This window comes from Actinomadura barringtoniae, assembly GCF_017573505.1.
GTDB lineage: Bacteria > Actinomycetota > Actinomycetes > Streptosporangiales > Streptosporangiaceae > Spirillospora > Spirillospora barringtoniae.
Map to the genome: position 1 here is coordinate 113,540 of NZ_JAGEOJ010000005.1, position 19,769 is coordinate 133,308.

23 protein-coding genes and 1 tRNA gene are annotated in these 19,769 nt (G+C 70.8%); 17 read left to right on the top strand and 7 right to left on the bottom strand.

Annotation, left to right across the window (positions count from 1 at the left end; translation table 11 throughout):
- The first annotated feature begins 113 nt into the window (after positions 1-113).
- The 11 genes from J4573_RS13300 (at position 114) to J4573_RS56670 (ending at position 10,489) form a co-directional block, all read left to right on the top strand.
- Positions 114-1,217 (top strand): extracellular solute-binding protein, encoded by a 1,104-nt coding sequence (locus J4573_RS13300; protein ID WP_208255738.1) that lies wholly within the window; start codon positions 114-116, stop codon positions 1,215-1,217.
- On the top strand, positions 1,214-2,137 hold the full coding sequence (locus J4573_RS13305; RefSeq protein ID WP_208255739.1) for an ABC transporter permease subunit: 924 nt from the start codon (positions 1,214-1,216) through the stop codon (positions 2,135-2,137). Before J4573_RS13300 ends, J4573_RS13305 begins: the two co-directional genes overlap by 4 nt.
- On the top strand, positions 2,138-3,004 hold the full coding sequence (locus J4573_RS13310; protein ID WP_208255740.1) for an ABC transporter permease: 867 nt from the start codon (positions 2,138-2,140) through the stop codon (positions 3,002-3,004).
- 6 nt (positions 3,005-3,010) lie between these two features.
- Positions 3,011-4,033: an ABC transporter ATP-binding protein gene (locus tag J4573_RS56665; RefSeq protein ID WP_208255741.1), complete on the top strand. Its 1,023-nt coding sequence runs from the start codon at positions 3,011-3,013 to the stop codon at positions 4,031-4,033.
- 95 nt (positions 4,034-4,128) lie between these two features.
- On the top strand, positions 4,129-4,740 hold the full coding sequence (locus J4573_RS13320; protein ID WP_208255742.1) for a hypothetical protein: 612 nt from the start codon (positions 4,129-4,131) through the stop codon (positions 4,738-4,740).
- Positions 4,741-4,819: 79 nt separating this feature from the next.
- The gene (locus J4573_RS13325; RefSeq protein WP_208255743.1) at positions 4,820-5,758 is read left to right on the top strand and encodes a CE1 family esterase; all 939 of its coding nucleotides are present in this window, start codon (positions 4,820-4,822) and stop codon (positions 5,756-5,758) included.
- Positions 5,759-5,813: 55 nt separating this feature from the next.
- The gene (locus tag J4573_RS13330; protein WP_208255744.1) at positions 5,814-6,998 is read left to right on the top strand and encodes an amino acid deaminase/aldolase; all 1,185 of its coding nucleotides are present in this window, start codon (positions 5,814-5,816) and stop codon (positions 6,996-6,998) included.
- 198 nt (positions 6,999-7,196) lie between these two features.
- Positions 7,197-8,039 carry a peptidoglycan-binding domain-containing protein gene (locus J4573_RS13335; protein ID WP_243772948.1) on the top strand — a complete coding sequence of 281 codons (843 nt, stop codon included), beginning with the start codon at positions 7,197-7,199 and terminating at the stop codon, positions 8,037-8,039.
- Positions 8,040-8,301: 262 nt separating this feature from the next.
- The gene (locus J4573_RS13340; RefSeq protein ID WP_208255745.1) at positions 8,302-9,102 is read left to right on the top strand and encodes an SIMPL domain-containing protein; all 801 of its coding nucleotides are present in this window, start codon (positions 8,302-8,304) and stop codon (positions 9,100-9,102) included.
- Positions 9,099-10,214: a carbohydrate kinase family protein gene (locus J4573_RS13345; protein WP_208255746.1), complete on the top strand. Its 1,116-nt coding sequence runs from the start codon at positions 9,099-9,101 to the stop codon at positions 10,212-10,214. Before J4573_RS13340 ends, J4573_RS13345 begins: the two co-directional genes overlap by 4 nt.
- 32 nt (positions 10,215-10,246) lie before the next feature.
- Positions 10,247-10,489 (top strand): anti-sigma factor family protein, encoded by a 243-nt coding sequence (locus J4573_RS56670; protein WP_208255747.1) that lies wholly within the window; start codon positions 10,247-10,249, stop codon positions 10,487-10,489.
- Here the strand turns inward: J4573_RS56670 and J4573_RS13355 are convergent.
- Positions 10,452-10,754, bottom strand: coding sequence for a DUF3618 domain-containing protein (locus J4573_RS13355; RefSeq protein WP_208255748.1), 303 nt, complete (start codon positions 10,752-10,754; stop codon positions 10,452-10,454). The two genes, J4573_RS56670 and J4573_RS13355, sit on opposite strands and share 38 nt — an antisense overlap.
- A 121-nt stretch (positions 10,755-10,875) precedes the next feature.
- On the opposite strand from J4573_RS13355, the gene bcp reads away from it, so the two are divergent.
- The 6 genes from bcp (at position 10,876) to J4573_RS13385 (ending at position 15,811) form a co-directional block, all read left to right on the top strand.
- Positions 10,876-11,343, top strand: coding sequence for a thioredoxin-dependent thiol peroxidase (gene bcp / locus J4573_RS13360; RefSeq protein WP_208255749.1), 468 nt, complete (start codon positions 10,876-10,878; stop codon positions 11,341-11,343).
- A 247-nt stretch (positions 11,344-11,590) separates the two neighbouring features.
- Positions 11,591-11,666: transfer RNA gene (locus J4573_RS13365), tRNA-Leu, on the top strand.
- A gap of 178 nt (positions 11,667-11,844) precedes the next feature.
- Positions 11,845-12,819 carry an anti-sigma factor RsbA family regulatory protein gene (locus J4573_RS13370; RefSeq protein ID WP_208255750.1) on the top strand — a complete coding sequence of 325 codons (975 nt, stop codon included), beginning with the start codon at positions 11,845-11,847 and terminating at the stop codon, positions 12,817-12,819.
- Between the two features lie 104 nt (positions 12,820-12,923).
- On the top strand, positions 12,924-13,835 hold the full coding sequence (locus tag J4573_RS13375; protein ID WP_208255751.1) for an MEDS and STAS domain-containing protein: 912 nt from the start codon (positions 12,924-12,926) through the stop codon (positions 13,833-13,835).
- The gene (locus J4573_RS13380) at positions 13,832-14,788 is read left to right on the top strand and encodes an anti-sigma factor RsbA family regulatory protein (protein ID WP_208255752.1); all 957 of its coding nucleotides are present in this window, start codon (positions 13,832-13,834) and stop codon (positions 14,786-14,788) included. Before J4573_RS13375 ends, J4573_RS13380 begins: the two co-directional genes overlap by 4 nt.
- Positions 14,789-14,968: 180 nt before the next feature.
- Positions 14,969-15,811: an MEDS and STAS domain-containing protein gene (locus J4573_RS13385; RefSeq protein WP_307796613.1), complete on the top strand. Its 843-nt coding sequence runs from the start codon at positions 14,969-14,971 to the stop codon at positions 15,809-15,811.
- 105 nt (positions 15,812-15,916) lie between these two features.
- On the opposite strand, the gene J4573_RS13390 is transcribed toward J4573_RS13385, so the two are convergent.
- The 6 genes from J4573_RS13390 to J4573_RS13415 all read right to left on the bottom strand — a co-directional run bounded on the left by J4573_RS13390 (position 15,917) and on the right by J4573_RS13415 (position 19,755).
- A complete protein-coding gene (locus J4573_RS13390) occupies positions 15,917-16,423 on the bottom strand; it encodes a hypothetical protein (RefSeq protein WP_208255754.1) in 507 nt (168 codons plus the stop codon).
- On the bottom strand, positions 16,413-16,955 hold the full coding sequence (locus tag J4573_RS13395; protein ID WP_307796614.1) for a SigE family RNA polymerase sigma factor: 543 nt from the start codon (positions 16,953-16,955) through the stop codon (positions 16,413-16,415). Before J4573_RS13395 ends, J4573_RS13390 begins: the two co-directional genes overlap by 11 nt.
- Positions 16,956-17,531 (bottom strand): hypothetical protein, encoded by a 576-nt coding sequence (locus tag J4573_RS13400; RefSeq protein ID WP_208255755.1) that lies wholly within the window; start codon positions 17,529-17,531, stop codon positions 16,956-16,958.
- An 82-nt stretch (positions 17,532-17,613) separates the two neighbouring features.
- A complete protein-coding gene (rdgB, locus tag J4573_RS13405; RefSeq protein ID WP_208255756.1) occupies positions 17,614-18,231 on the bottom strand; it encodes an RdgB/HAM1 family non-canonical purine NTP pyrophosphatase in 618 nt (205 codons plus the stop codon).
- Entirely contained in the window at positions 18,228-18,947 is a 720-nt protein-coding gene (gene rph / locus J4573_RS13410) for a ribonuclease PH (RefSeq protein WP_208255757.1), read from the bottom strand. The genes rdgB and rph overlap by 4 nt, the downstream gene beginning before the upstream one ends.
- Before the next feature lie 49 nt (positions 18,948-18,996).
- Positions 18,997-19,755: an MBL fold metallo-hydrolase gene (locus J4573_RS13415; protein WP_208255758.1), complete on the bottom strand. Its 759-nt coding sequence runs from the start codon at positions 19,753-19,755 to the stop codon at positions 18,997-18,999.
- Positions 19,756-19,769: the final 14 nt, after the last annotated feature.

Consider the following 19,769-nt stretch of genomic DNA (forward strand, 5'->3'; position numbering starts at 1 on the left):
AAGAGGGTGCCGATCGGCGCTGCCTATAGCCCCCATAGCCATATGCACGTGGCGGGGCCCACATGCGCGGATTAGACATGGCCGCACATCGACGAACCAGAAGGGTCCGCATCATGAGAACTCCCCGTGGGCTCGCCTCCGCCCTGGCGGTCGCGGCGGCCGGGCTGATCGGCCTGATCGGCCTGGCGGGCTGCGGCGGGTCCGGCAGCGACTACGACTGGAAGGCCGCGCCGGACGACGCGAAGATCGCCGCGCAGGGGAAGGACCTGCCGACGTACGGGCTGGCGCCGGACTGGGCCGACTACGGCGAGGTCGTCAAGGCGTTCTGCGCCCAGCATGGCGGCACGTGCGCCCACAAGGACACCGACATGTCCTCGGCCGACGAGATCCAGCGCTTCGACGCCGAGCAGAAGAACCCGGTCGGCACCGCCAGCGACATCGGCCTGATGTGGGGCCCGGTCGCCGAGGCCAAGGGCGTCGTGCCGCCCTATCTTCCGCCGTCGGCGAGCAAGCTGAAGGACTGGCAGAAGGCCAAGGACGGCGGCTGGATCGCCACGTTCGTCGGCACGCCCGCGTTCGTGGTGAACGTCGACAAGGTGAAGAACCCACCCAAGTCCTGGGCCGACCTCCTCAAGCCCGAGTACAAGGGCCTGATCGCGACCAAGAGCCCCGCGTCCTCGGGCACCGGCCAGGCGATGGTGGTCGCCGCCGCGTACGGCAACGGCGGGTCGATCGACAATCTCGGCCCCGCGTTCGACTACTTCGCCAAGCTGAAGAAGGCGGGCAACCTGTCGGACGCCAAGATGAGCGAGGAGACGCTGGAGAAGGGCGAGGCCCCGATCCAGATCAACTACGACTTCAACGGGATCACGCAGAAGGCCGAGCTGGCGAAGAAGAACGTCAAGCTCGAGGTCATCGTCCCGTCCGACGGCTCGATCTGGGCGCCGTCCGGGCTGATGATCAACAAGTACAACGGCGCCAAGGGCGACTTCCTCAAGGCGTTCATGGACTACGTGCTGTCGGACCAGGCGCAGATCTCGTTCGCCAAGTTCGGCGCGCGGCCGATCCGATTCCTGAACGGCGACCTGCGGTTGCCGGCCGACGCCAAGGCCAACTGGCTGCCGGAGTCCTCCTACGCGGGCGTCAAGGAGGTCCCCTACTCCAAGGTCGACCCCGCCAAGATCGTGAGCGACTGGGAAGCGAAGGTCGTGGCTTGACACCCCACGTGTCCCCGCCGCCGGTGGCCGACGGCGTCCCTGACCAGGGCGCCGCTCGGCCATCGGCCGCGTCACGCCGCGTTCCGCTGCCGACCCGGGTCGGCCGGTCGCTCGCCGGGTGGCTGCCCGCGCTGCCGCTGCTGGTCTTCGCACTGGCGACGCTCGTACTGCCCGCGCTGCGGCTGGTGCACGACACGTTCGCGCTGAGCTCGGGCGGCTACGGCCTGGGCAACGTCCAGAAGGTCATCGACAACCCGGTCGACCGCGAGGCGATCCGCAACTCGCTCGCCCTCGGCGCCCTGCAGGCCACGCTCGCCGCCGCGCTCGGCGCGCCCGCCGCGTGGCTGATCTCGCGGATGCGGCTGGCGGGCCGGGCGACCTGGCTGGCGCTGATGAACGTCGCCGCCAACTTCGCCGGGATCGGGCTCGCGTTCGGCTTCGTCGCGCTGATCGGCACCACCGGGATGCTCACCCACCTGCTGAACGTGACGTTCCCGTCGACCGCCTCGTTCACCGGGATCAACATCGCCTACCTCTACTTCAACGTGCCGATGTTCGTGCTGCTCACGCTGCCCGCGATGAGCGTGCTGCGGGACGACTGGTGGGAGGCCGCGCAGGTCTGCCACGCGAGCCGCGCGCAGTTCTGGCGGCGCATCGGCGTGCCGATCCTGTCGCCGTTCGTGGTGGCGGGCTGGCTGCTCATCTTCACCTGGACGATCGGGATCTACGCGGTGACGTACGCGCTGGCGTCCGGGCCGAACAGCGTCAAGCTCATCACCCTGCAGATCGGCGCGACGCTCGAATCGTCGGTCTTCGGCCTGGAGCGGGCCGCGGTCCTGTCCGTTCTGCTCATGCTGCTGGCCGTGCTGTCCACGCTGCTCTACCGGCTGTCGATCCGCCGCGCGACGAGGTGGTTGTAGATGACCCGGACCCGGATGACCCGGACCCTGATGACCCGGATGAGCAGGCGCCGCATCGGCTCGAAGATCTTCCTGGCGCTCCTGGCCGCCTACTTCCTCCTCCCGTTGCTGGCCGCGTTCCTCTACTCGGTCGCCACCAAGTGGGGCGACACCGCGCTGCCCAGCGGCTACACGTTCAGCCACTGGGCGGACGTCTTCACCCAGCCGGACGTCATCAGCGCGCTCGGCCGCTCGTTCGTCCTGTCGGCGACCTCGCTCGGCATCGATCTCGCCCTGGTCGTGCCCGCCGCGTACTGGGCGGTCGTCCGCAACCCGCGCATCGGAACGGTCGTGCAGACCATGGCCGTCATCCCGTTCGCGATCCCGTGGGTGGTCGTCGGCGCGGGCCTCCAACTCGTCGTGAAGGACACCGCCCCCGAACTCTTCGGCACGTTCTGGCTGCTCGCCGCCGCCACCGCCGCGATCGCGTTCCCGTTCCTGTACTGGGCGGTGGAGAACGCGCTGCTCGCCGCCGACGCCGCCCGGCTCAGCGAGGCCGCCGCGACCTGCGGCGCGCACCCCATGACCACCCTCGTCCGCGTCATCCTCCCGGCGATCAAGGGCGGCATCGTCTCCGGCTCGCTCCTGGTGGTCGCGACCGCGATGAACGAGTTCGCGCTCGCCAAGATCCTGGTCGGCACCCGCTACGAGACGCTGCCGCTCTGGTCGGCCCGCGAGTTCACCTCGCGCACCGGCAACGACCCGAACGCGCTCGCCGTCATCACGATCTTCACGTTCGGGCTGCTGTTCGCCCTCTCGGCCTTCGTCGTCTGGCTCGGCCGGGGCCGGAGCACCGTGGCCCTCACCCCCGCGACCGAGAAAGGCTGAAGCACGATGGCCCACGTCGTCCTCACCGGCGTCACCAAGCGGTTCGGCTCCCACACCGCCCTCGACGCGGTCGACGTCAGCGTCGCCAAGGGCGAGATGCTGGCGCTGCTCGGCCCGTCCGGCTGCGGCAAGACCACCCTGCTCCGCTGCGTCGCCGGGCTCGCCGGCACCGACGCCGGAACGATCTCCATCGGCGGCGCCGACGTCACCCGGATGCCCGTGCGCAAGCGGCCGATCGGGATGGTCTTCCAGTCGTACGCCCTGTTCCCCAACCTCACCGCCGCCGCCAACATCGCGTTCCCCCTCACAGTCCGCCGCCTTCCCAAGCCCGAGATCGCGACCCGCGTCAGCGAACTCCTCACCCTCGTCGGCCTCGACACCTACGGCGACCGCCTCCCCAACCAACTCTCCGGCGGCCAGCAACAACGCGTCGCCCTGGCCCGCGCCCTGGCGCCCGACCCCGAGGTCCTCCTCCTGGACGAACCCCTCTCCGCCCTCGACGCCCAGGTCCGCACCCGCCTCCGCGACGAGGTACGCCGCATCCAGCACCAGGTCGGCATCACGACGATCTTCGTCACGCACGACCAGTCCGAGGCCCTGGCCATCTCAGACCGCGTCGCGGTGATGAACGCGGGCCGGATCGAGCAGTGCGCCCCGCCCCCGGAGATCTACGCCGCGCCGTCCACCCGCTTCACCGCAGGCTTCGTCGGCAACCGCAACACCCTCGAACTCCCCACCTCGAACGGTCGCGTCTCCTGGGGCGGCGCCTTCGAAGTAGAAGCGCCCGCAGCCGAACGAGCGCTCTGCCTCTTCCGCCCCGAGGACGTGGAGATCACCGCCGACGGCCCCGGCCTCCCCGCGACCGTCGACGTCAAGGTCTTCCTCGGCGCCGTCACCCGCGTCTACGCCACCGCCGACGGCGCCACCGTCTTCGCCGACGTCCCCTCCCGCAAGGCGACGACCTTGGAAGAAGGCCAGGAGATCCGCGTCCGGGTGGCCCCCGACCACGTCCAGGTCTTCGCCGCCTGACGCACGCCCTCACGGAAAAGTTCGGCGGTGGCAGGATCCGGCCACACTCCGATCATCGCCGAACTCCGTGATCTCCATCCGCATCAACTATTCACATGAACAACACGACGAAGAATGCACGGGCAGCTCTCAGCAAGGCGGCCGCTTTCGGCCTTATCGGATTCGCCGCACTTGGCCTTTCAGCGTGTCAGTTCAACGCCAGTGGAAATGCAGCCCAAAGCGGCAACAACCAAAATGCCGGCAGCGGCAACGCGACCCACCAGACCCCGTCCACCAGTGGCAACACCCACAACCAGACCTCACCGAGCAAGCACTCCAACTCGCCACAAACACCGAGCCAGGGATCGCCCACCTACGACGGAAATCCCGCAGGAGCCCCCGGAACTTCAGACGTCCTTAAGCTTTCCGAGCCCACCCGCAGCCGACTCTGGACCACGCTCAAGGAACACGTTCACTCCACCGAGATCGCCGTTCCCGCGAACGTCTATTACGGCGTCGCCTACGGCGCGAAGGACTTCACCTACTACGCCGTGGGCCAGACCGGCCGCGACTACTGGGTCTGGCGCCAGGACGGCCGCGACGGCGACTGGAAGGTCGTCGGCGAGTCCTGGCGCAACCGCCTCGTCTGCGACCAGATCCCCCAGGACCTCTTCCGCAAGTGGGGCAACTCCGTAGGCGGCTACACCTACAACGAATGCTTCGCGTAACCGGTCGGTGACGGGGGTGGGGCCAGGGTTCGCTACCAACGAGTAGTTTGCGGTTGGTTCGGGCGGTTAAGTTCGGGCTATGCGGCGAATCCTGCTCCTCTTGCTGGCGGCCTCCCTGGTGGTGGCCGGGTGTACGGGGAAGACCAAGGACAACGGCGGCGGTGGCGGTCAGCCGAGTGGCAAGCGGCCCGCCTCGGTCGACGGGATCCCTACCAGTGCGGGGACCCACAAGCAGAAGCTTGATGTGGGGACGGTGGGGCATCGGGAGTTCCTGCTGCACGTGCCGCCGAAGATGGCCGACGGGAAGTGGCGGGGCGGGAAGCCGGCCAAGGCGATGCCGCTGGTGATCGCGCTGCACGGCGGGCTGGCGAACATGGGGCAGATGGAGAAGCTGACGGGCTTCGACTCGATGTCGGACGACAAGGGGTTCCTGGCCGCCTACCCGGACGGCGTCGCGATGACCTGGAACGCCGGGGGGTGCTGCGGGGTCGCCCAGTGGACCCATATCGATGATGTGGGGTTCCTGAGCAAGATGATCGACAAGCTGACCGGGTCCGGCCTGGTCGATCCGAAGCGGGTGTTCGTGACCGGGTTCTCCAACGGGGCCGGCATGGCGTACCGGCTGGCCTGCGAGAAGCCCGACAAGGTGGCCGGGATCGGGGTCGTCGAGGGGGCCCTGGTGACGGGGTGCGACCCGGGGCGGGGGGTTTCCGCCATGATCTTTCATGGAACCGCCGATCGCGGAGTCCCGTTCAATGGAGGGGGGAACGGCAACAATGGCAAGCCGTTCCCGCCGGTCTCCTACTCGGTGAACTTCTGGCGGAAGGCGGGGAAGCTGCCCGAGCTGCGGCAGCCGGTCAAGGCGGAGGCGGCCGCCGGGACCGAGTGCAGCTCGACCGGCAAGGGGAAGGGCGGCGCCGAGGTGACGTTCTGCAAGATCGCAGGGGGAACGCATCGGTGGCCGCCGGGGGCGAGCACGATGCTCTGGGGCTTCTTCGACGATCATCCCCGCACGTAGACGCTATATATGAAAAACTTTCATATCTAACCGATTCTGTGGCAACCTGGCAGGTATGAACCTCCGGGAGCGCTACGACGCCGCCACCGCCGACCTCGAGGCGCCCCTCGCGATCGTCGATCTCGAGGCGTTCCGCGCCAACGCCGCCGACCTCGTGCGCCGGGCCGCCGGCAAGCCGATCCGGGTCGCGAGCAAGTCGGTGCGCTGCCGGGCGCTCCTGGACGAGGTCCTGGCGATGGACGGGTTCGCCGGGATCATGGCGTTCACCCTGCCCGAGGCGCTGTGGCTCGCCGAGAACGAGGTCTCCGACGACATCCTGGTGGCCTACCCGACGGCCGACCGGACCGCCATGGCCGCGCTGGCCGCCGACGAACGCGCCGCACGGACGATCACGCTGATGGTCGACTCCGTCGAGCACCTGGACATGATCGAGCAGAACGCGTCCGGGCACCCGATCCGGATCTGCGTCGACATCGACGCGGCGTACCGCGCCCTGGGCGGGAAGGTGCGGATCGGGCCGCGCCGCTCGCCGCTGCACTCCCCCGGCGAGGTGCGCGCCTTCGCCGAGCAGGTGCTGAAGCGGCCCGGGCTGCAGCTGGTCGGCCTGATGGCGTACGAGGGACAGATCGCGGGCGTCGGCGACGTCCCGCCCGGCAAGCCCCTCATGGGCCGCGCGATCCGCGAGATGCAGAAGCGTTCCCGGATGGAGCTGGCCCGCCGCCGCGCCGCGATCGTGCGGTCCGTGCGGGAGCTCACCGAGCTGGAGTTCGTGAACGGCGGCGGGACCGGCAGCGTCGAGAAGACCGTCGCCGAGAAGGCCGTCACCGAGGTCGCCGCCGGGTCCGGGCTCTACCAGCCGCACCTGTTCGACTACTACTCCAACTTCTCCGGGCGGCCCGCCGCGCTCTTCGCGCTGCCGGTCGTACGGCGCCCGGCCCCCGGCGTGGTCACCTGCCTGGGCGGCGGCTACCTGGCCTCCGGCCCGGCCGACGCGGTCCGGCTGCCGCAGCCCTACCTGCCGACCGGCCTGTCGTACGACGGGAACGAGGGCGCGGGCGAGGTGCAGACCCCGCTGATCGGGCACGCCGCGGACCGGCTGGAGATCGGCGACCGGGTCTGGTTCCGCCACACCAAGGCCGGCGAGCTGTGCGAGCGCTTCGAATCCCTCCACCTGATCGAGGGCGACCGCCTGGTCAGGACGGTCCCGACGTATCGGGGCGAAGGCCGCACCTTCCTCTGAGCCGCACTCCTTCCGGCGGACACCCCATCCGGGCCCTGTTGGCGGTCCTACCAGGGCGTTTGGATAATTGGACATTCCCTGGACGGACCCTGGACGCCCAGAGCTTGTTCGCGCGCGGCGAAACGGCCGATCATGTTTCCACGGATGTGCTGATCATGACCGAGTCAGTCATGACGCCCCCCTTTTCAGGAGGAAACAATGAAGCGCGCCTACATGGCTCCCGCTCTCGCCATATCCGCCGCCGCCGCGATCACCGCCACCGCCGTTCCGGCGATGGCCGCGCCGACCGCCGCCGCCGCGAAGCTGCCGTCCGTCAACTACGACGCCACCCTGCTGGCGTCCCAGCTCGACCCGGGCCGCCCGGGCACCGGCACCACGTCCGGCGCCAAGGCCTCCGTGCTCCTCGTCGAGAAGGCCCTGTACGCCAAGCACCTGCTCGCCAAGAAGTACGTGGACGGGTCGTTCGGCTCCTCCACGGTCAAGGCGATGACCACCTACCAGAAGAAGCTCGGGTACACCGGCTGCAGCGCCAACGGCATCCCGGGCCCGACGTCGCTCGCCAAGCTCGGCGCCGGCCGGTTCACGGTCACCAACAAGATCTCCGTCGGGTCGACCAACTCCAGCTACGGCGGCAAGCGGGTCAACACCCGCAGCAAGAAGATGCTCGCCGCCGCCGACGCCAAGTACGCCGGCCGCATCACCCTGACCCAGGGCGAATACCACAAGGGCGTCGGCGCCTCCGCCGGCACCCACGACTGCGGCGGCGCGGTCGACATCAACATCAACGGCGTCTCCACCACCAACCGCTGGAAGATGGTGAAGGCGCTGCGCTCGGTCGGCTTCGCCGCCTGGCTGCGCACCCCGGCGCAGGGCTTCGCGTACCACATCCATGCGGTCGCGATCAACGACGCCGACCTGGCTCCGGCCGCCCAGCCGCAGGTCTGGGACTACTACCGCGGCCGGAACGGGCTCGCCAGCCACGGCGCGGACAACACCCCGAAGGCCTACCGGGCGCCGTTCCGCACCTTCGAGCACAAGTGAGCCACGCTCACTCGTAGCCGAGCGACACGCTCGCTCGCAGCCGAGTGAAGGGGCGCCCGCCAACGTCGCCGGGCGCCCCTTACGCGTTTCCGAGCGCCCCTTCCCGCATCTCCAGGTGCCCCTTCCGCGTCTCCAGGCGCCCCTTTCGCGTCTCCAGGCGCCCCTTCCGCGTCTCCAGGCGCCCCTTTCGCGTTTCCGGCGGGTCCGCGGCCCCCGCGAGGAGCCGACGAAAATGTCGGCTGGACCGGTTAAGTTGGCCGGTATGACCGAGGCACCGTTGATCAGCGTGCGGGGCGAGGCCCTCCTTGAGGTCGAGCCGGAGATCGCACGCCTGTCCGTGCACGTTCAGTCCCAGGAGGGCGACCGGCGCCGGGCCCTCGACAAGCTGACCGACAGCAACCGGCGGGCCCTCGACCTGATCAAGTCCTACGGTGACGCCGTGGAGAAGCTGGAGACCGGCGGGGTGTCGATCACCCCCGTGCTGCGGCACAAGCGCCGCGAGGGCGAGGTCCGCGCCTACCAGGGAACGGTCTGGATCAAGATCGTCGTCGTCGACTTCGCCGTGCTGGGCGAGCTGGTCACCAGGCTCGGCGACCTGGAGCGCACGTACGTCCACGGCCCCGACTGGGCCCTGCGGCGCGACAGCGAGGTCTACGACCGGGCCGCCCGCCAGGCCGCGCACGAGGCCGTCGCGCGCGCCCGCAGCTACGCCGAGGCGCTCGGCTCCAGCCTCACCGGCCTGGTCGAGCTGGCCGACGAGGGCCTCACCACCGACACCCGCGGGCACGGCCCCGCCGACGGCATGATGCGCACGATGGCCTTCGGCGGCGCCCCGGGCGGCGCCGAGGAGCCCGAGCCGATCGACCTGGAGCCCGAGACCCAGATCGTCCGCGCCGCCGTCGAGGCCCGCTTCCGCGCCACCGCACCCGACCTGGGCGCCCCGGCCGCCACCGCGACCTCGGCGGGCACCGCGACCTCAGCGGGCACCGCGACCTCAGCGGGCACCGCGACCTCAGCGGGCACTGCAACCCCAGAGGCCCCGGGAGGGTTTGGAGGGCCATGACCGTCTCCGAACGCGGCACTCCGCCCAGCCCCGGCCTCGACGACCCCTGCGCCGAACGCGGCCCCGGAGTCCCCGGGCCCCCCGGGTCCCCCGGCCAGCGCGGCCTGGACGTCTTCCTGACCGGCCAGGTCTTCATGGACATGATCTTCACCGGGCTGCCCGGGCTCCCGCCGCCCGGCACCGAGCTGGTCACCGACGGCCTCGGCTCCGCGCCCGGCGGCATCGCCAACATCGCCATCGCGATGAGCCGCCTCGGGCTGCGCACCGGCCTCGCCGCCCCGTTCGGCGACGACATGTTCGGCAACTACCTGTGGCGCACCCTCGCCGAGCAGGAGGACGTCGACCTGCGCTGGTCCCGCAGGGTCAAGAGCTGGTCCACCCCGGTCACGGTCTCGATGGCCTACGCCTCCGACCGCAGCATGGTCACCTACGCCACGCCGCTCCCGCTGGCCGAGGAGGACGTGGTCGGCGACCCGCCGCCCGCCGCCACCTGCTTCACCGACATCGACCGGGACGTGCCCGCCTGGGCGCTGGCGATGCGCCGCGCGGGCGCGCTGGTCTTCGCCGACCTCGGCTGGGACCCGACCGAGACCTGGTCCACCGACGTCCTCGACCGGCTCCAGCACGTCGACGTCTTCCTGCCGAACGCGGTGGAGGCCATGGCCTACACCCGCACCCGCACGCCCGAGGCCGCCCTGGAGTCCCTGTCCGCCCGGGTCCCGGTCGTCGTGGTCAAGCAGGGCTCCCAAGGCGCGATCGCCATCGACTCCACCACCGGTGAACGCGCCGCCGCCCCCGCCCTGCCCGTTCAGGCCCTCGACCCGACCGGCGCGGGCGACGTCTTCGCGGCCGGCTTCGTCTTCGGCACCCTCGCCGGCTGGACGCTCGCCCAGCGTCTCTCGTTCGCCAACCTGTGCGCGGGCCTGTCGGTCCGCCACTACAGCGGATCGCTCGGCGCGCCCTGCTGGGGCGAGATCGCCGCTTTCGGCGAGTCCGGTGAGGTCCCGCCCGAGGTGCTGGAACGTTACGAGTTCATCGTCCCCTACATCCCCGAGGCCGAGCTCGAAAGCGGCGCCGACTCGGTCACCCGAGCCGAGCCCACCCTCCGCTGAACGCGTTGGGGCCCCATTCCGTACCTTCCATTGTGGACTGCGACTACCGTCTCGACCTGGGGGTCTTCGTCCTCGGGCAGCTGAGCGGGCCTGAGGAGGCCCAGCTCCGTGCGCATCTGTACGCCTGCCCGCCGTGCCGTGCCGAACTGACCGAGCTGCAGAACGTCGCCGACATCCTGGCGCGGGCACGCAAAGGCGCCGGCCGCAGAAAGCGGTCCGGCGCCTCGTTGCTGTGGCTCAGCGGCGCTTGCGCCGCAAGAGGACCAAGGCCGTGAGCGCGACGCCCACACCCACCCCGACCGCGACGGCCTTGGGGTTGATCTTGCCGGGTTCGCCGTCCTTGGGCTCCTCGGTGTACACGAACGCCCGCGCGGCCTTGGCGACCTGATCGGCCTCGGCCTTCATACGTTCGACCCCCCGGTGCGCGACGTTGCGCGGACTGAGCCGATCGGCGAGCTCGTCGATCGTCTGGGCGAGCTCCAGACGAGTGCGCTCTATCTCGCGCTCCAGCGCCTCGGGGTCGCGGGCCCTCTCAGCCATGCCGTGTCCTTCTCGTCCGACGCATGATCCGAACAGTGTGTCAGGTCTTCCCCCCGAACGCCCGCCCCACCCCAGCCGGTACGGTGGACCTGACCAACGCGTGAGTGAAAGGCGGGATCAGGTGTCCGAGCGGCTGCAGCCCGGCGACGTCGCCCCCGAGTTCGAGCTTCCCGACGCCGACGGCAAGCCCGTCAGCCTGGCGTCCTTTCGCGGCAAGCGGGTGATCCTCTACTTCTACCCTGCCGCCATGACCCCGGGATGCACCAAGGAGTCGGTCGACTTCCAGAGCAGCCTGGCCGACCTGGAGGCCGCCGGCGTGGCCGTGGTCGGCCTCTCACCGGACAAGCCCGAGAAGCTCGCCAAGTTCCGCGAGAAGGAGAGCCTCACCTTCCCGCTCCTGTCCGACCCGGAGACGGGCGTTCTCCAGGCGTACGGCGCGTACGGCGAGAAGAAGCTCTACGGCAAGGTCGTCGTCGGGGTGATCCGCTCCACCTTCATCATCGACGCCGACGGCAAGGTCGAGCACGCCTACTACAACGTGAAGGCCACGGGCCACGTAGACCGCCTCCGCCGCGACCTCGGCCTGTAACTCCGGGCCAGTCCCTGGGCATCGATACGTCCCATTTCCTGGGGCAGGCCCACGCGCGCGGTAAGCCGGGGCCGCAGAAGCTCCGGCGGAGATCCTCGTGCTCTGCCCGCCAGAGGCGGGCAGAGCCAAGACGCACATCAGCGGCGACTACTGCGACAACCGCAGGGAGAACCTGCGATTCCTCTGCCCTAACTGCCACGCGCAGACCCCTACCTACGCTGGTAGGGTCAAGATTCGAAGAAATCCAGGGGCCGTAGCCCAACAGGCTAGGAGGCGCCAGCTTTAGGTGCTGGACAGTGTGGGTTCGAATCCCACCGGCCCTACTCTCTTGTTCTGCGAGGTTCCCGCCTGTGATGGCGATCCGCAGGGCGGAACGGCTGGGTCACGCTCCATCATCTGAAAAACGCTCTCGGTGATCATGGCGTCCGCGGATTAGGCTTGTTCAGTCCGTCTCACGGGACGGGCGGTGACGCCGTGATCGTTCGACGCAGGTGGGGAACCGTGAGCCATAGCTTCACCCATCGCGTCCTCCCCTACGACGGGATGGACGAGTTCCTGGCAGGGAGCGTGCCGTTCCTGCGCGCGGGGGTGGAGGCGGGCGACCGGGTGGTCGCGGTCACCGGGCTCGGCAGCGAGCTGGCGCTCCGCGAGGTCCTCGGGGGCTACGGCGACGAGGTGGAGTTCTTCGAGTCCTCCGACTGGTACTCCCATCCCGCGCGGACGCTGGCCGACTGCCTGAGCGACGCCGGGGCGCTGTGCGGGCGCGGGCGGCGGCTGCGGATCCTCGGCGAGCCGGCCTGGACGGCGCGGCCCGACCTGGAGGTCCTGGAGTGGCAGCGGGTCGAGGCGATCGTGAACGTGGCGTTCGCCGACACCGGGGCCGCCATCCTGTGCCCGTACGCCAAGACCCTGCCGCCGGGCGTGGTCGCGGCGGCACGCAGGACCCATCCGGAGACGGTGCGCGGCAATACGGCCGTCCAGAACCCCAGCTACATGAATCCGTGGACCTACAGCGCCCAGTGCGACCGTACGCCCCTCAGCCCGGTGCCCGACCACGCGGAGAAACTGCCCATCGAACGGCCCGACCTGTTCTGGCTGCGCGCCTGGGTCAGCGACTACGCCAAGCGGACGCCGCTCCCCGAGGAGGAGCTCCAGCGGCTCCTGGTCGCGGTCACCGAGGTCGTGACCAACTCGATGAGGCACGGCGCTCCCCCGATCGTGCTGCGGATGTGGATGGAGCCCGCCGAGCTGGTCTGCGAGGTCGTCGACCACGGCGAGTGGGGAGCCGACACCGGCTTCGGGCTGCTGCCGCCGCCCGCCGACGGGCCGGCGCGGTTCGGGCTGTGGGCCGTACGGCTGCTGTGCGCGATCGTGCAGATCCGCACGGGTGGGGGCCGGACGGCGGTGCGGCTGCGGCTGCGGTTGCCGAACGTGCCGACCGGCGTGCCGTTGAGAGCGATCGAAGGCGGAGCCTGAACAGGGGGGTGGGACGCAGCGTGAGCGATTCTGTGCAATGGGCTGTCAAATCCCGTCAGGCGACGTACTCTGAACGAATCCATAGCAACCTCGATGGGCAGGCCATGGACCTCTTCGCCGAACGGCCCGTGCATGCGATCCGGCCGGGCGACCACGCCTGGCTGGCCTTCTCGGGTGAGGAAGAGCGCGAGCACGTCATCGGTGACTTCGTGTACGACGGGCTCGCCCACGACGAGAAGGTCGTCTACGTGACCGACGCCGCGCCCGAGCGCCTTCCCGGCGTACGGCCCCGGCACGGCTACGACCTCTGCGGCTACACCGAGTCCAGGCAGCTGCGCGTCATCCCGCGCGAGCTCGCCTGCCTGAACGGCCGGGGCCGCTTCGACCCCGACCGGATGCTGAAGACGCTCGAGCGCGAGGTCGGCGAGGCCTTCGACCAGGGCTTCCGCGCCGTGCGCCTCACCACGGACTTCAGCTGGGTCCTGCACGAGCCCAGCCGGTCCGACATCACCCAGATGCTGGGCTGCGAGCACCAGGTAGGCGAGGCGGTCTCGCCCAGCACCATGGCGATGGCGATCTGCCAGGTGGACAAGCACGCCTGCCCGCCCGACGAGCTCATCGCACTACGGAACACTCACGAGGTCCTCGTGGAAGTGAACCCCGAATTCGACGACGGAATCCTCCGGATCGTCCGCACCTTCGAGCCGCACGGGCTGCGCGTCGAGGGCGAGCTGGACGCCGCCAGGCACGCCGTGTTCGCCGAGAAGCTCTCGCTGGTGACCACGGAACGGCGGCGGATCCACCTCGACTTCTCACGGCTCGGCTTCATCGACCTCGGTGGCCTCAACCTGCTGGCGCACCACGCCACGGAGCTGCCGGTGGACGAGACGCTCGTGCTGGACAATCTGCCGCCCGATGTGGAGAACGTGATCGAGATGGTGGGCTGGCACCGCCTGCCCGGACTGGCCCGCGGCCAAGACCGGCTCTTCCCCGGCGCGGGAGGAATGGCCTCATGACACTGGAACACGCCGCTTCACCGGAACAGAGCGCGTCACTGGAGCACAGAGCGTTCCTGTACGGGGGCATGGAGGACTTCCTGTCCGTCACCGTGCCCTGGCTGCGCGAGGGAGTGGAGGCCGACGAGGCCGTCATCGTCGTCGTCCAGCGACCCGGTCTCGACGCCCTGCGCGACGCGCTCGCGCCGTACGGCCAGAAGGTCCAGTACGCCGACTCCGCCGAGTTCTACCTGCACCCGGTGCGGACCCTGCGCGACTACCAGGGCATCGTCGAGCAGAGCAAGCCGCGCTCGGTGCGCGCGCTGGCCGAGCCGGTCTGGCGCGGCCAGGACGAGCGCCAGACGCTCGAGTGGGTCCGGTACGAGTCGCTGATCAACGCCGCGTTCGCCCAATCCGGCGCGCGGGCCCTGTGCCCGTACGACCGGACCGCGCTCCCACCCGCCATCGTGGAGCAGGCCCGCCTGACCCACCCGAAGCTCGTCGGCGGCCGCGGCACCACGCACGAGAACGGCTCCTACCTCGACCCGGTGGCGTTCGGCAACGGCTGCGACGCCTCGCTGGCCTTCGACCGGCCGCGTGACGCCGAGTACCTGCCGATCACCGGCGCCGACCTGCACGAGCTCCGCACGTTCGTCGGCGACCGCGCCGCCGCGCACGGCCTGGACACCCAGGCCGCACGCAGCCTGGTGACCGCCGCGAACGAGGTGGCCGCCAACGCGGTCCGGCACGGCATCCCGCCGATGGGCCTGTGGCTCTGGCGGGAACGCGGGGACGTGGTGTGCGAGATCGGCGACAACGGCTACTGGCGCCCCGGCCCGCTGACCGGCTTCATCCCGCCCGACTCGGCGCTCCAGCGCGGGTTCGGCCTGTGGACCGTGCGGCTGCTGGTGGACCTGATGGAGCTGCGCGCCGGGTGGGACGGGACGTTCGTGCGACTGCATGTGCACAGGTGACAACACCTTGTCACCGGACCAAAAATCGGTAAAAGGCGGTAAGCGGACTGCTACTCGCCGTGGCACTCTGGGACGTAACCTGAAGTGGAGAGGCGAGGGCTCCTGGCCCGCGCCACGAGCGATGCTCGTCCGTTGACAGGGCGGATGGGCGGGGGCTGAGGGAAGGCTATGGAGACCTTGGTGTCCGTACGCCGGCCGGTGCGCGAGCTGCGTCCCGGCGACCATTCCCTGCTCGTCTACAACTGCGACGAAGAGCAACGCCATGTCATCGGCGCGTTCGTCGGTGACGGTCTGGCCGCGGGCGACAAGGTGATCTGCCTGGCGGACACCGCGAACACCCCGATACCCGGGCTGCTGGGGCTCCACCCGGAGGGCCTCACCGTCGTCTCGCTCCAGGACGTGCGCCGCGCGGGCCGGTTCGGCCCGCGGGCCGCGATGGAGGCGCTCGCGCGCGAGATCAAGCGCGCCGAGGAGACCGGCTTCCGCGACATCCGCGTCACCGCGGACATGACCTGGGCGCTGCGGCTGCCCGGCGGGCTGCCCGAGCTGCTGGAGAACGAGCGCCATATCGAGGCGACCATCTCGCCGAGCACCTGCGTCATCGCCGTCTGCCAGCTGGACGGCCGCCGGATGCGCCCCGGCGACCTGGAGGCGCTGCGCGGCGCGCACAGCGTCCAGGCCGTCCCGAACCCCGCGTTCGAGGACTCGGTGCTGCGGATCGTGCGCACGTTCAAGCCGACCGGCCTCGCGCTGATCGGCGAGCTGGACGCGTCCCGGCACTCGGTCCTGGACGAGGAGCTGGCGCAGCTCACCCGCAGCGTGAACGGCAACGAGATCCACCTGGACCTGTCCGGGCTCGGCTTCATCGACCTCGGCGCGCTCAACATCTTCGCCGACGTCGCCAAGCGCCGCGCCGGCCACGGGCCGCTGGTCCTCGACCGGATGTCGCCGCAGCTGCGCACCGTCATGGAGACCGTGGGCTGGCACATGCTCCCCGGCCTGTGTCTCGGCGAGTCCGACTGACCGTCCGCCCGGTCGACCCGCCCGACCGCGAGGCGGTCCGGCCGCGAGGCGGTCAGGGGCTCGCGGAACGGTCAGGGACGGGCGGCGGTCAGGGACGGGCGGCGGTCAGGGGCGGGCGGTCGGGAACGTCGAGGGCGTGGGCGGCCGCTTCTTGTGCGGTCCGGGCGACATCGTGGGGTGCGGCGACGGGCCGGCCCAGCTCGGCGTCGCGGTCGGCACCGGCTTCGACGGGGTGGCGGACGGCGGACTCGACGGCACGGCGGGCGTCGGCCGCGCGGGCGGCGTCGCCCCCGGGCTCGGCGGCACCGTGGACGGGACCGGCGTGGGCGGGAAGGTCGGCGTCTCGGTCGACTGCTGAACGGGCTGCGGCCCCAGCGGACGCGGATGCTCGGGCTTCGGCCACAGCAGGACGGCGACCGTGAGCACGACCGCGGCCGTCACCGCGGCGGCCAGCACGGGGAACATCCAGCGCCGCGCCCTGCGTTCGGGCTCGCCGCCCGGGTCGGGCCGTCCGGCGGACGCGAGCCGTTCGACCAGCTCCGGGGTGGCGTGAACGTCGTTGGCCGCGTGCCGGTAGTGGCGGCGCAGCATGATCTCCAGCTCATCGTCCATGTGCCCCGCCCTCCTGTCCCATGTGGGCCCGCAGCGCGGCCATCGCGCGTGCCGTGTGGCTCTTCACCGTTCCCCGGGAGATCCCGAGGGTCTCGGCGATCTCCTGTTCGTTCAGGTCGCACCAGTACCGCAGCACGACGACGGCCCGCTGCTTGGCGGGCAGCGACCGCAGCACCTCGTCGAGCTCCCCGTCCGGCCCGCCGGGGACCGCGGGGGCCCCGGCGGCCCGTTCGACGTCGGTGGGCATGCCGACCGGCATGTCGCCCCGCCGCGCCCGCCGCTTGCGCTCGTCGATCGCCAGGTTGACCAGCACCTTGCGGGTGTAGGCCTCCGGATTGTCGCGCGAGACCCGCTTCCACCGCTTGGCGACCCGTTCATAGGCGACCTGGAGCAGGTCCTCGGCGAGGTGGCGGTCGTAGACCAGGAACACGGCCGTGCGCAGCAGGCGACCCGCGGTGGCGGTGACGAACTCCTCGAACGTCAACTCGGCCCCGCGGATCTCCTGTGCGCTCGGCGTGGTCAGAGGCGGCACCTACTTCCCGTGGCCGTGCCGGGGGCGGCTCGGGCTCGGCGTCGGCGGCAGGTAGGTGGGTGTCGGGACCGGGGCGGCCGTCGGAGGCGCCGACGGGCTCGGCACCGGCGGCTTGGAGGGCCGCGGGCGCGGCTTGGTGCAGTGCGGCGGCACCGGGTGCGGACGCTTGCTCGGGACCGCGGTCGACGGCACCGCGGACGGGACCGGGTGCGGGGCCTTGGTCGGGAACGCCGACGGCACCGGACGCGGGGCCTTCGTCGGGACCTTGGACGGCACCGGACGCGGGGCCTTGGGCGGCGAGGCGGTCGGCTTCGGGTGCGGGAACGGCGGCTTGCTCGGGCGGGGGTGCGGCTTGCCCGGCTTGCACGGAACGGCCGTCGGCGCCGGGGCGGGCGGCTTCGGCACGGGAGCGGCCGTGGGCCGGCCCGGCGTCGGCGTCGCGTGCCCGTTCGCCGACATCGGCGCCACCGACGATCCCGACGCCGCGGACGCCCAGATGACGGCGGCCAGCGCGCCGGTACCGCCTATGCCCGCGATGGCGATCGCCATCGTGCGGGTTCGACCCTTCTCGATCATGTCGCTCCTCCGGGGGAAAGATCCGTACACCCTGCAAACCCCCGGAGAGGGGCTCCCGGTTGTCATGGACCGGGAGAATTTCTCAGCCGGCCGCGGCGAGCGCCTCGGGCAGGATCCCGGCGAGGGCGCGGAAGGCCCGGCCACGGTGGCTGATCGCGTCCTTCTCCTCGGCGGTCAGCTCGGCGGAGGTACGGGTCTCCCCCTCCGGCTGGAAGATCGGGTCGTAGCCGAACCCGCCCTCACCGCGCGGCGCGGCGATGATCGTGCCGTACATCCGGCCCTCGACGCAGTGCTCGACGCCGGTCGGCAGCACCAGCGCGGCCGCCGCGACGAAGTGCGCGCCGCGGTGCCCGGCGGCGACGTCGGCGAGCTGGTCCAGCACCAGGTCGAGGTTGGCACGGTCCTTGTCGCCCGAGGCGTCGCCGAACCGGCCCGACCAGCGGGCCGACAGCACGCCCGGCATGCCGTTCAGCGCGTCCACGCACAGGCCCGAGTCGTCGGCGACCGCGGGCAGCCCGGTGTGGGCGGCGATCGCGCGGGCCTTGAGCAGCGCGTTGCCCTCGAAGGTCAGCTCGGTCTCGGGCACCTCGGGCGCGTCCGGGAACGCGTCCAGCCCGACGACCTCGATCCCGTCCAGGATCCGGTACAGCTCGACGATCTTTCCCTTGTTGCGGGTGGCGAGCACGACGCGGCTCGTCATGAGGCGAGGGCTTCCTTCTGCAGGCGGGTGAGGTCGGCGCAGCCGCCCGCGGCCAGGTCCAGCAGCGCGTCCAGCTCGCTCCGGTCGAACGGCTGGCCCTCGGCGGTGCCCTGCACCTCGACGAACCGGCCGTCGCCGGTGCACACCACGTTCATGTCGGTCTCGGCGGCGACGTCCTCCTCGTAGCAGAGGTCGAGCCGCGGCTGCCCGTCGACGACGCCGACGCTGATGGCGGCGACCGAGGTGATGAACGGGTCGCCCTTCACCCAGCCCTTCTCGCGCATCCACGTGACCGCGTCGGCCAGCGCCACGTACGCGCCGGTGATCGCGGCGGTGCGGGTGCCGCCGTCGGCCTGGAGCACGTCGCAGTCGAGCTGGACGGTGTTCTCGCCGAGGGCCTTGAAGTCGATCGCGGCGCGCAGGGAGCGGCCGATCAGGCGGGAGATCTCGTGCGTACGGCCGCCGAGCCGGCCCTTGACCGACTCGCGGTCGTTGCGGGTGTTGGTGGCCCGCGGCAGCATCGCGTACTCCGCGGTCACCCAGCCGAGGCCGCTGTCGCGCCGCCAGCGCGGGACCGAGTCCTGGACGGAGGCCGCGCACAGCACCCGGGTGCCGCCGAACTCGATCAGCACCGATCCCTCGGCGTGGTCGAGCCAGCCGCGCTGGATGGTGACGGGACGGAGCTGGTCGGTTGCGCGATCGTCAGGGCGAGCCATGGCTCAACCCTAACGGCCCGGCGGCGCCCCCCGTCCCCGTCTCCCGCCCCTACAGCTCGTAGACGGCCCCGACCCGCGCGAGCTCGATCGGGCCGCTGAATCCGCTCGCCTTGGCCTCGGCGAGCGAGGCGTTCGGGTCGTTCCAGGGCTGGAGGTGGGTGAGGACGAGCCTGCCGACACCGGCGCGGGCGGCGTGCTCGCCCGCCTCCCGGCCGGTCAGGTGCAGGTCCTCGGGCAGCTCAGGCCCCTCAAGGAACGAGGCCTCGCACAAGAACAGGTCGGCGCCGCGCGCCAGGTCCACCAGGGCGTCGGACTCGCCTGTGTCCCCCGAGTAGGCGAGTGCGGCGCCGTCGTGCTCGATGCGGAACGCGTAGGCCTCGACCGGGTGCGGCATCAGCGCGGTCGTCACGCGGAACGGTCCCACCTCGAAGGTCTCGAACGACCGGGTCGGCAACTCCCGGAACTCGAACGCCTCGGTCATCCCCGGATCGGGCTCCAGGTCATAGGCGAGCGCCATGCGTTCGGCGGTGATGGCGGGGCCGTACACCGGAATCCGCGGCGCCATCCCCTCGGGCCGGTACCGCCGGGCCACCCAATATCCGCACATGTCATGACAGTGATCGGGATGCAGGTGCGACAGGCAGATCGCATCGATCTCGTACAACGGCTGAAACCGCTGCAACGACCCGAGCGCGCCGCTGCCCAGGTCGAGCAGCATGGAGAAGCCCTCGGCCTGGATCAGATAGCTGGACGCGGGGCTGTCCGGTCCCGGAAAGCTGCCTGAGCAGCCGATCACAGTGACCCGCACGCTCACTCCTCCTC

What these genes read in the sequence shown, in the direction of transcription:
- rph (WP_208255757.1), bottom strand. Translation starts at nt 18,947, where the DNA reads ATGGCTCGCCCTGACGATCGCGCAACCGACCAGCTCCGTCCCGTCACC.
- J4573_RS13325 (WP_208255743.1), top strand. Translation starts at nt 4,820, where the DNA reads ATGCGGCGAATCCTGCTCCTCTTGCTGGCGGCCTCCCTGGTGGTGGCC.
- J4573_RS56665 (WP_208255741.1), top strand. Translation starts at nt 3,011, where the DNA reads ATGGCCCACGTCGTCCTCACCGGCGTCACCAAGCGGTTCGGCTCCCAC.
- J4573_RS13355 (WP_208255748.1), bottom strand. Translation starts at nt 10,754, where the DNA reads ATGGCTGAGAGGGCCCGCGACCCCGAGGCGCTGGAGCGCGAGATAGAG.
- J4573_RS13380 (WP_208255752.1), top strand. Translation starts at nt 13,832, where the DNA reads ATGACACTGGAACACGCCGCTTCACCGGAACAGAGCGCGTCACTGGAG.
- J4573_RS13345 (WP_208255746.1), top strand. Translation starts at nt 9,099, where the DNA reads ATGACCGTCTCCGAACGCGGCACTCCGCCCAGCCCCGGCCTCGACGAC.
- J4573_RS13375 (WP_208255751.1), top strand. Translation starts at nt 12,924, where the DNA reads ATGGACCTCTTCGCCGAACGGCCCGTGCATGCGATCCGGCCGGGCGAC.
- J4573_RS13340 (WP_208255745.1), top strand. Translation starts at nt 8,302, where the DNA reads ATGACCGAGGCACCGTTGATCAGCGTGCGGGGCGAGGCCCTCCTTGAG.
- J4573_RS13320 (WP_208255742.1), top strand. Translation starts at nt 4,129, where the DNA reads ATGAACAACACGACGAAGAATGCACGGGCAGCTCTCAGCAAGGCGGCC.
- J4573_RS13390 (WP_208255754.1), bottom strand. Translation starts at nt 16,423, where the DNA reads ATGGACGATGAGCTGGAGATCATGCTGCGCCGCCACTACCGGCACGCG.
- J4573_RS13335 (WP_243772948.1), top strand. Translation starts at nt 7,197, where the DNA reads ATGAAGCGCGCCTACATGGCTCCCGCTCTCGCCATATCCGCCGCCGCC.
- rdgB (WP_208255756.1), bottom strand. Translation starts at nt 18,231, where the DNA reads ATGACGAGCCGCGTCGTGCTCGCCACCCGCAACAAGGGAAAGATCGTC.
- J4573_RS13330 (WP_208255744.1), top strand. Translation starts at nt 5,814, where the DNA reads ATGAACCTCCGGGAGCGCTACGACGCCGCCACCGCCGACCTCGAGGCG.
- J4573_RS13400 (WP_208255755.1), bottom strand. Translation starts at nt 17,531, where the DNA reads ATGATCGAGAAGGGTCGAACCCGCACGATGGCGATCGCCATCGCGGGC.
- J4573_RS13310 (WP_208255740.1), top strand. Translation starts at nt 2,138, where the DNA reads ATGACCCGGACCCGGATGACCCGGACCCTGATGACCCGGATGAGCAGG.
- J4573_RS13300 (WP_208255738.1), top strand. Translation starts at nt 114, where the DNA reads ATGAGAACTCCCCGTGGGCTCGCCTCCGCCCTGGCGGTCGCGGCGGCC.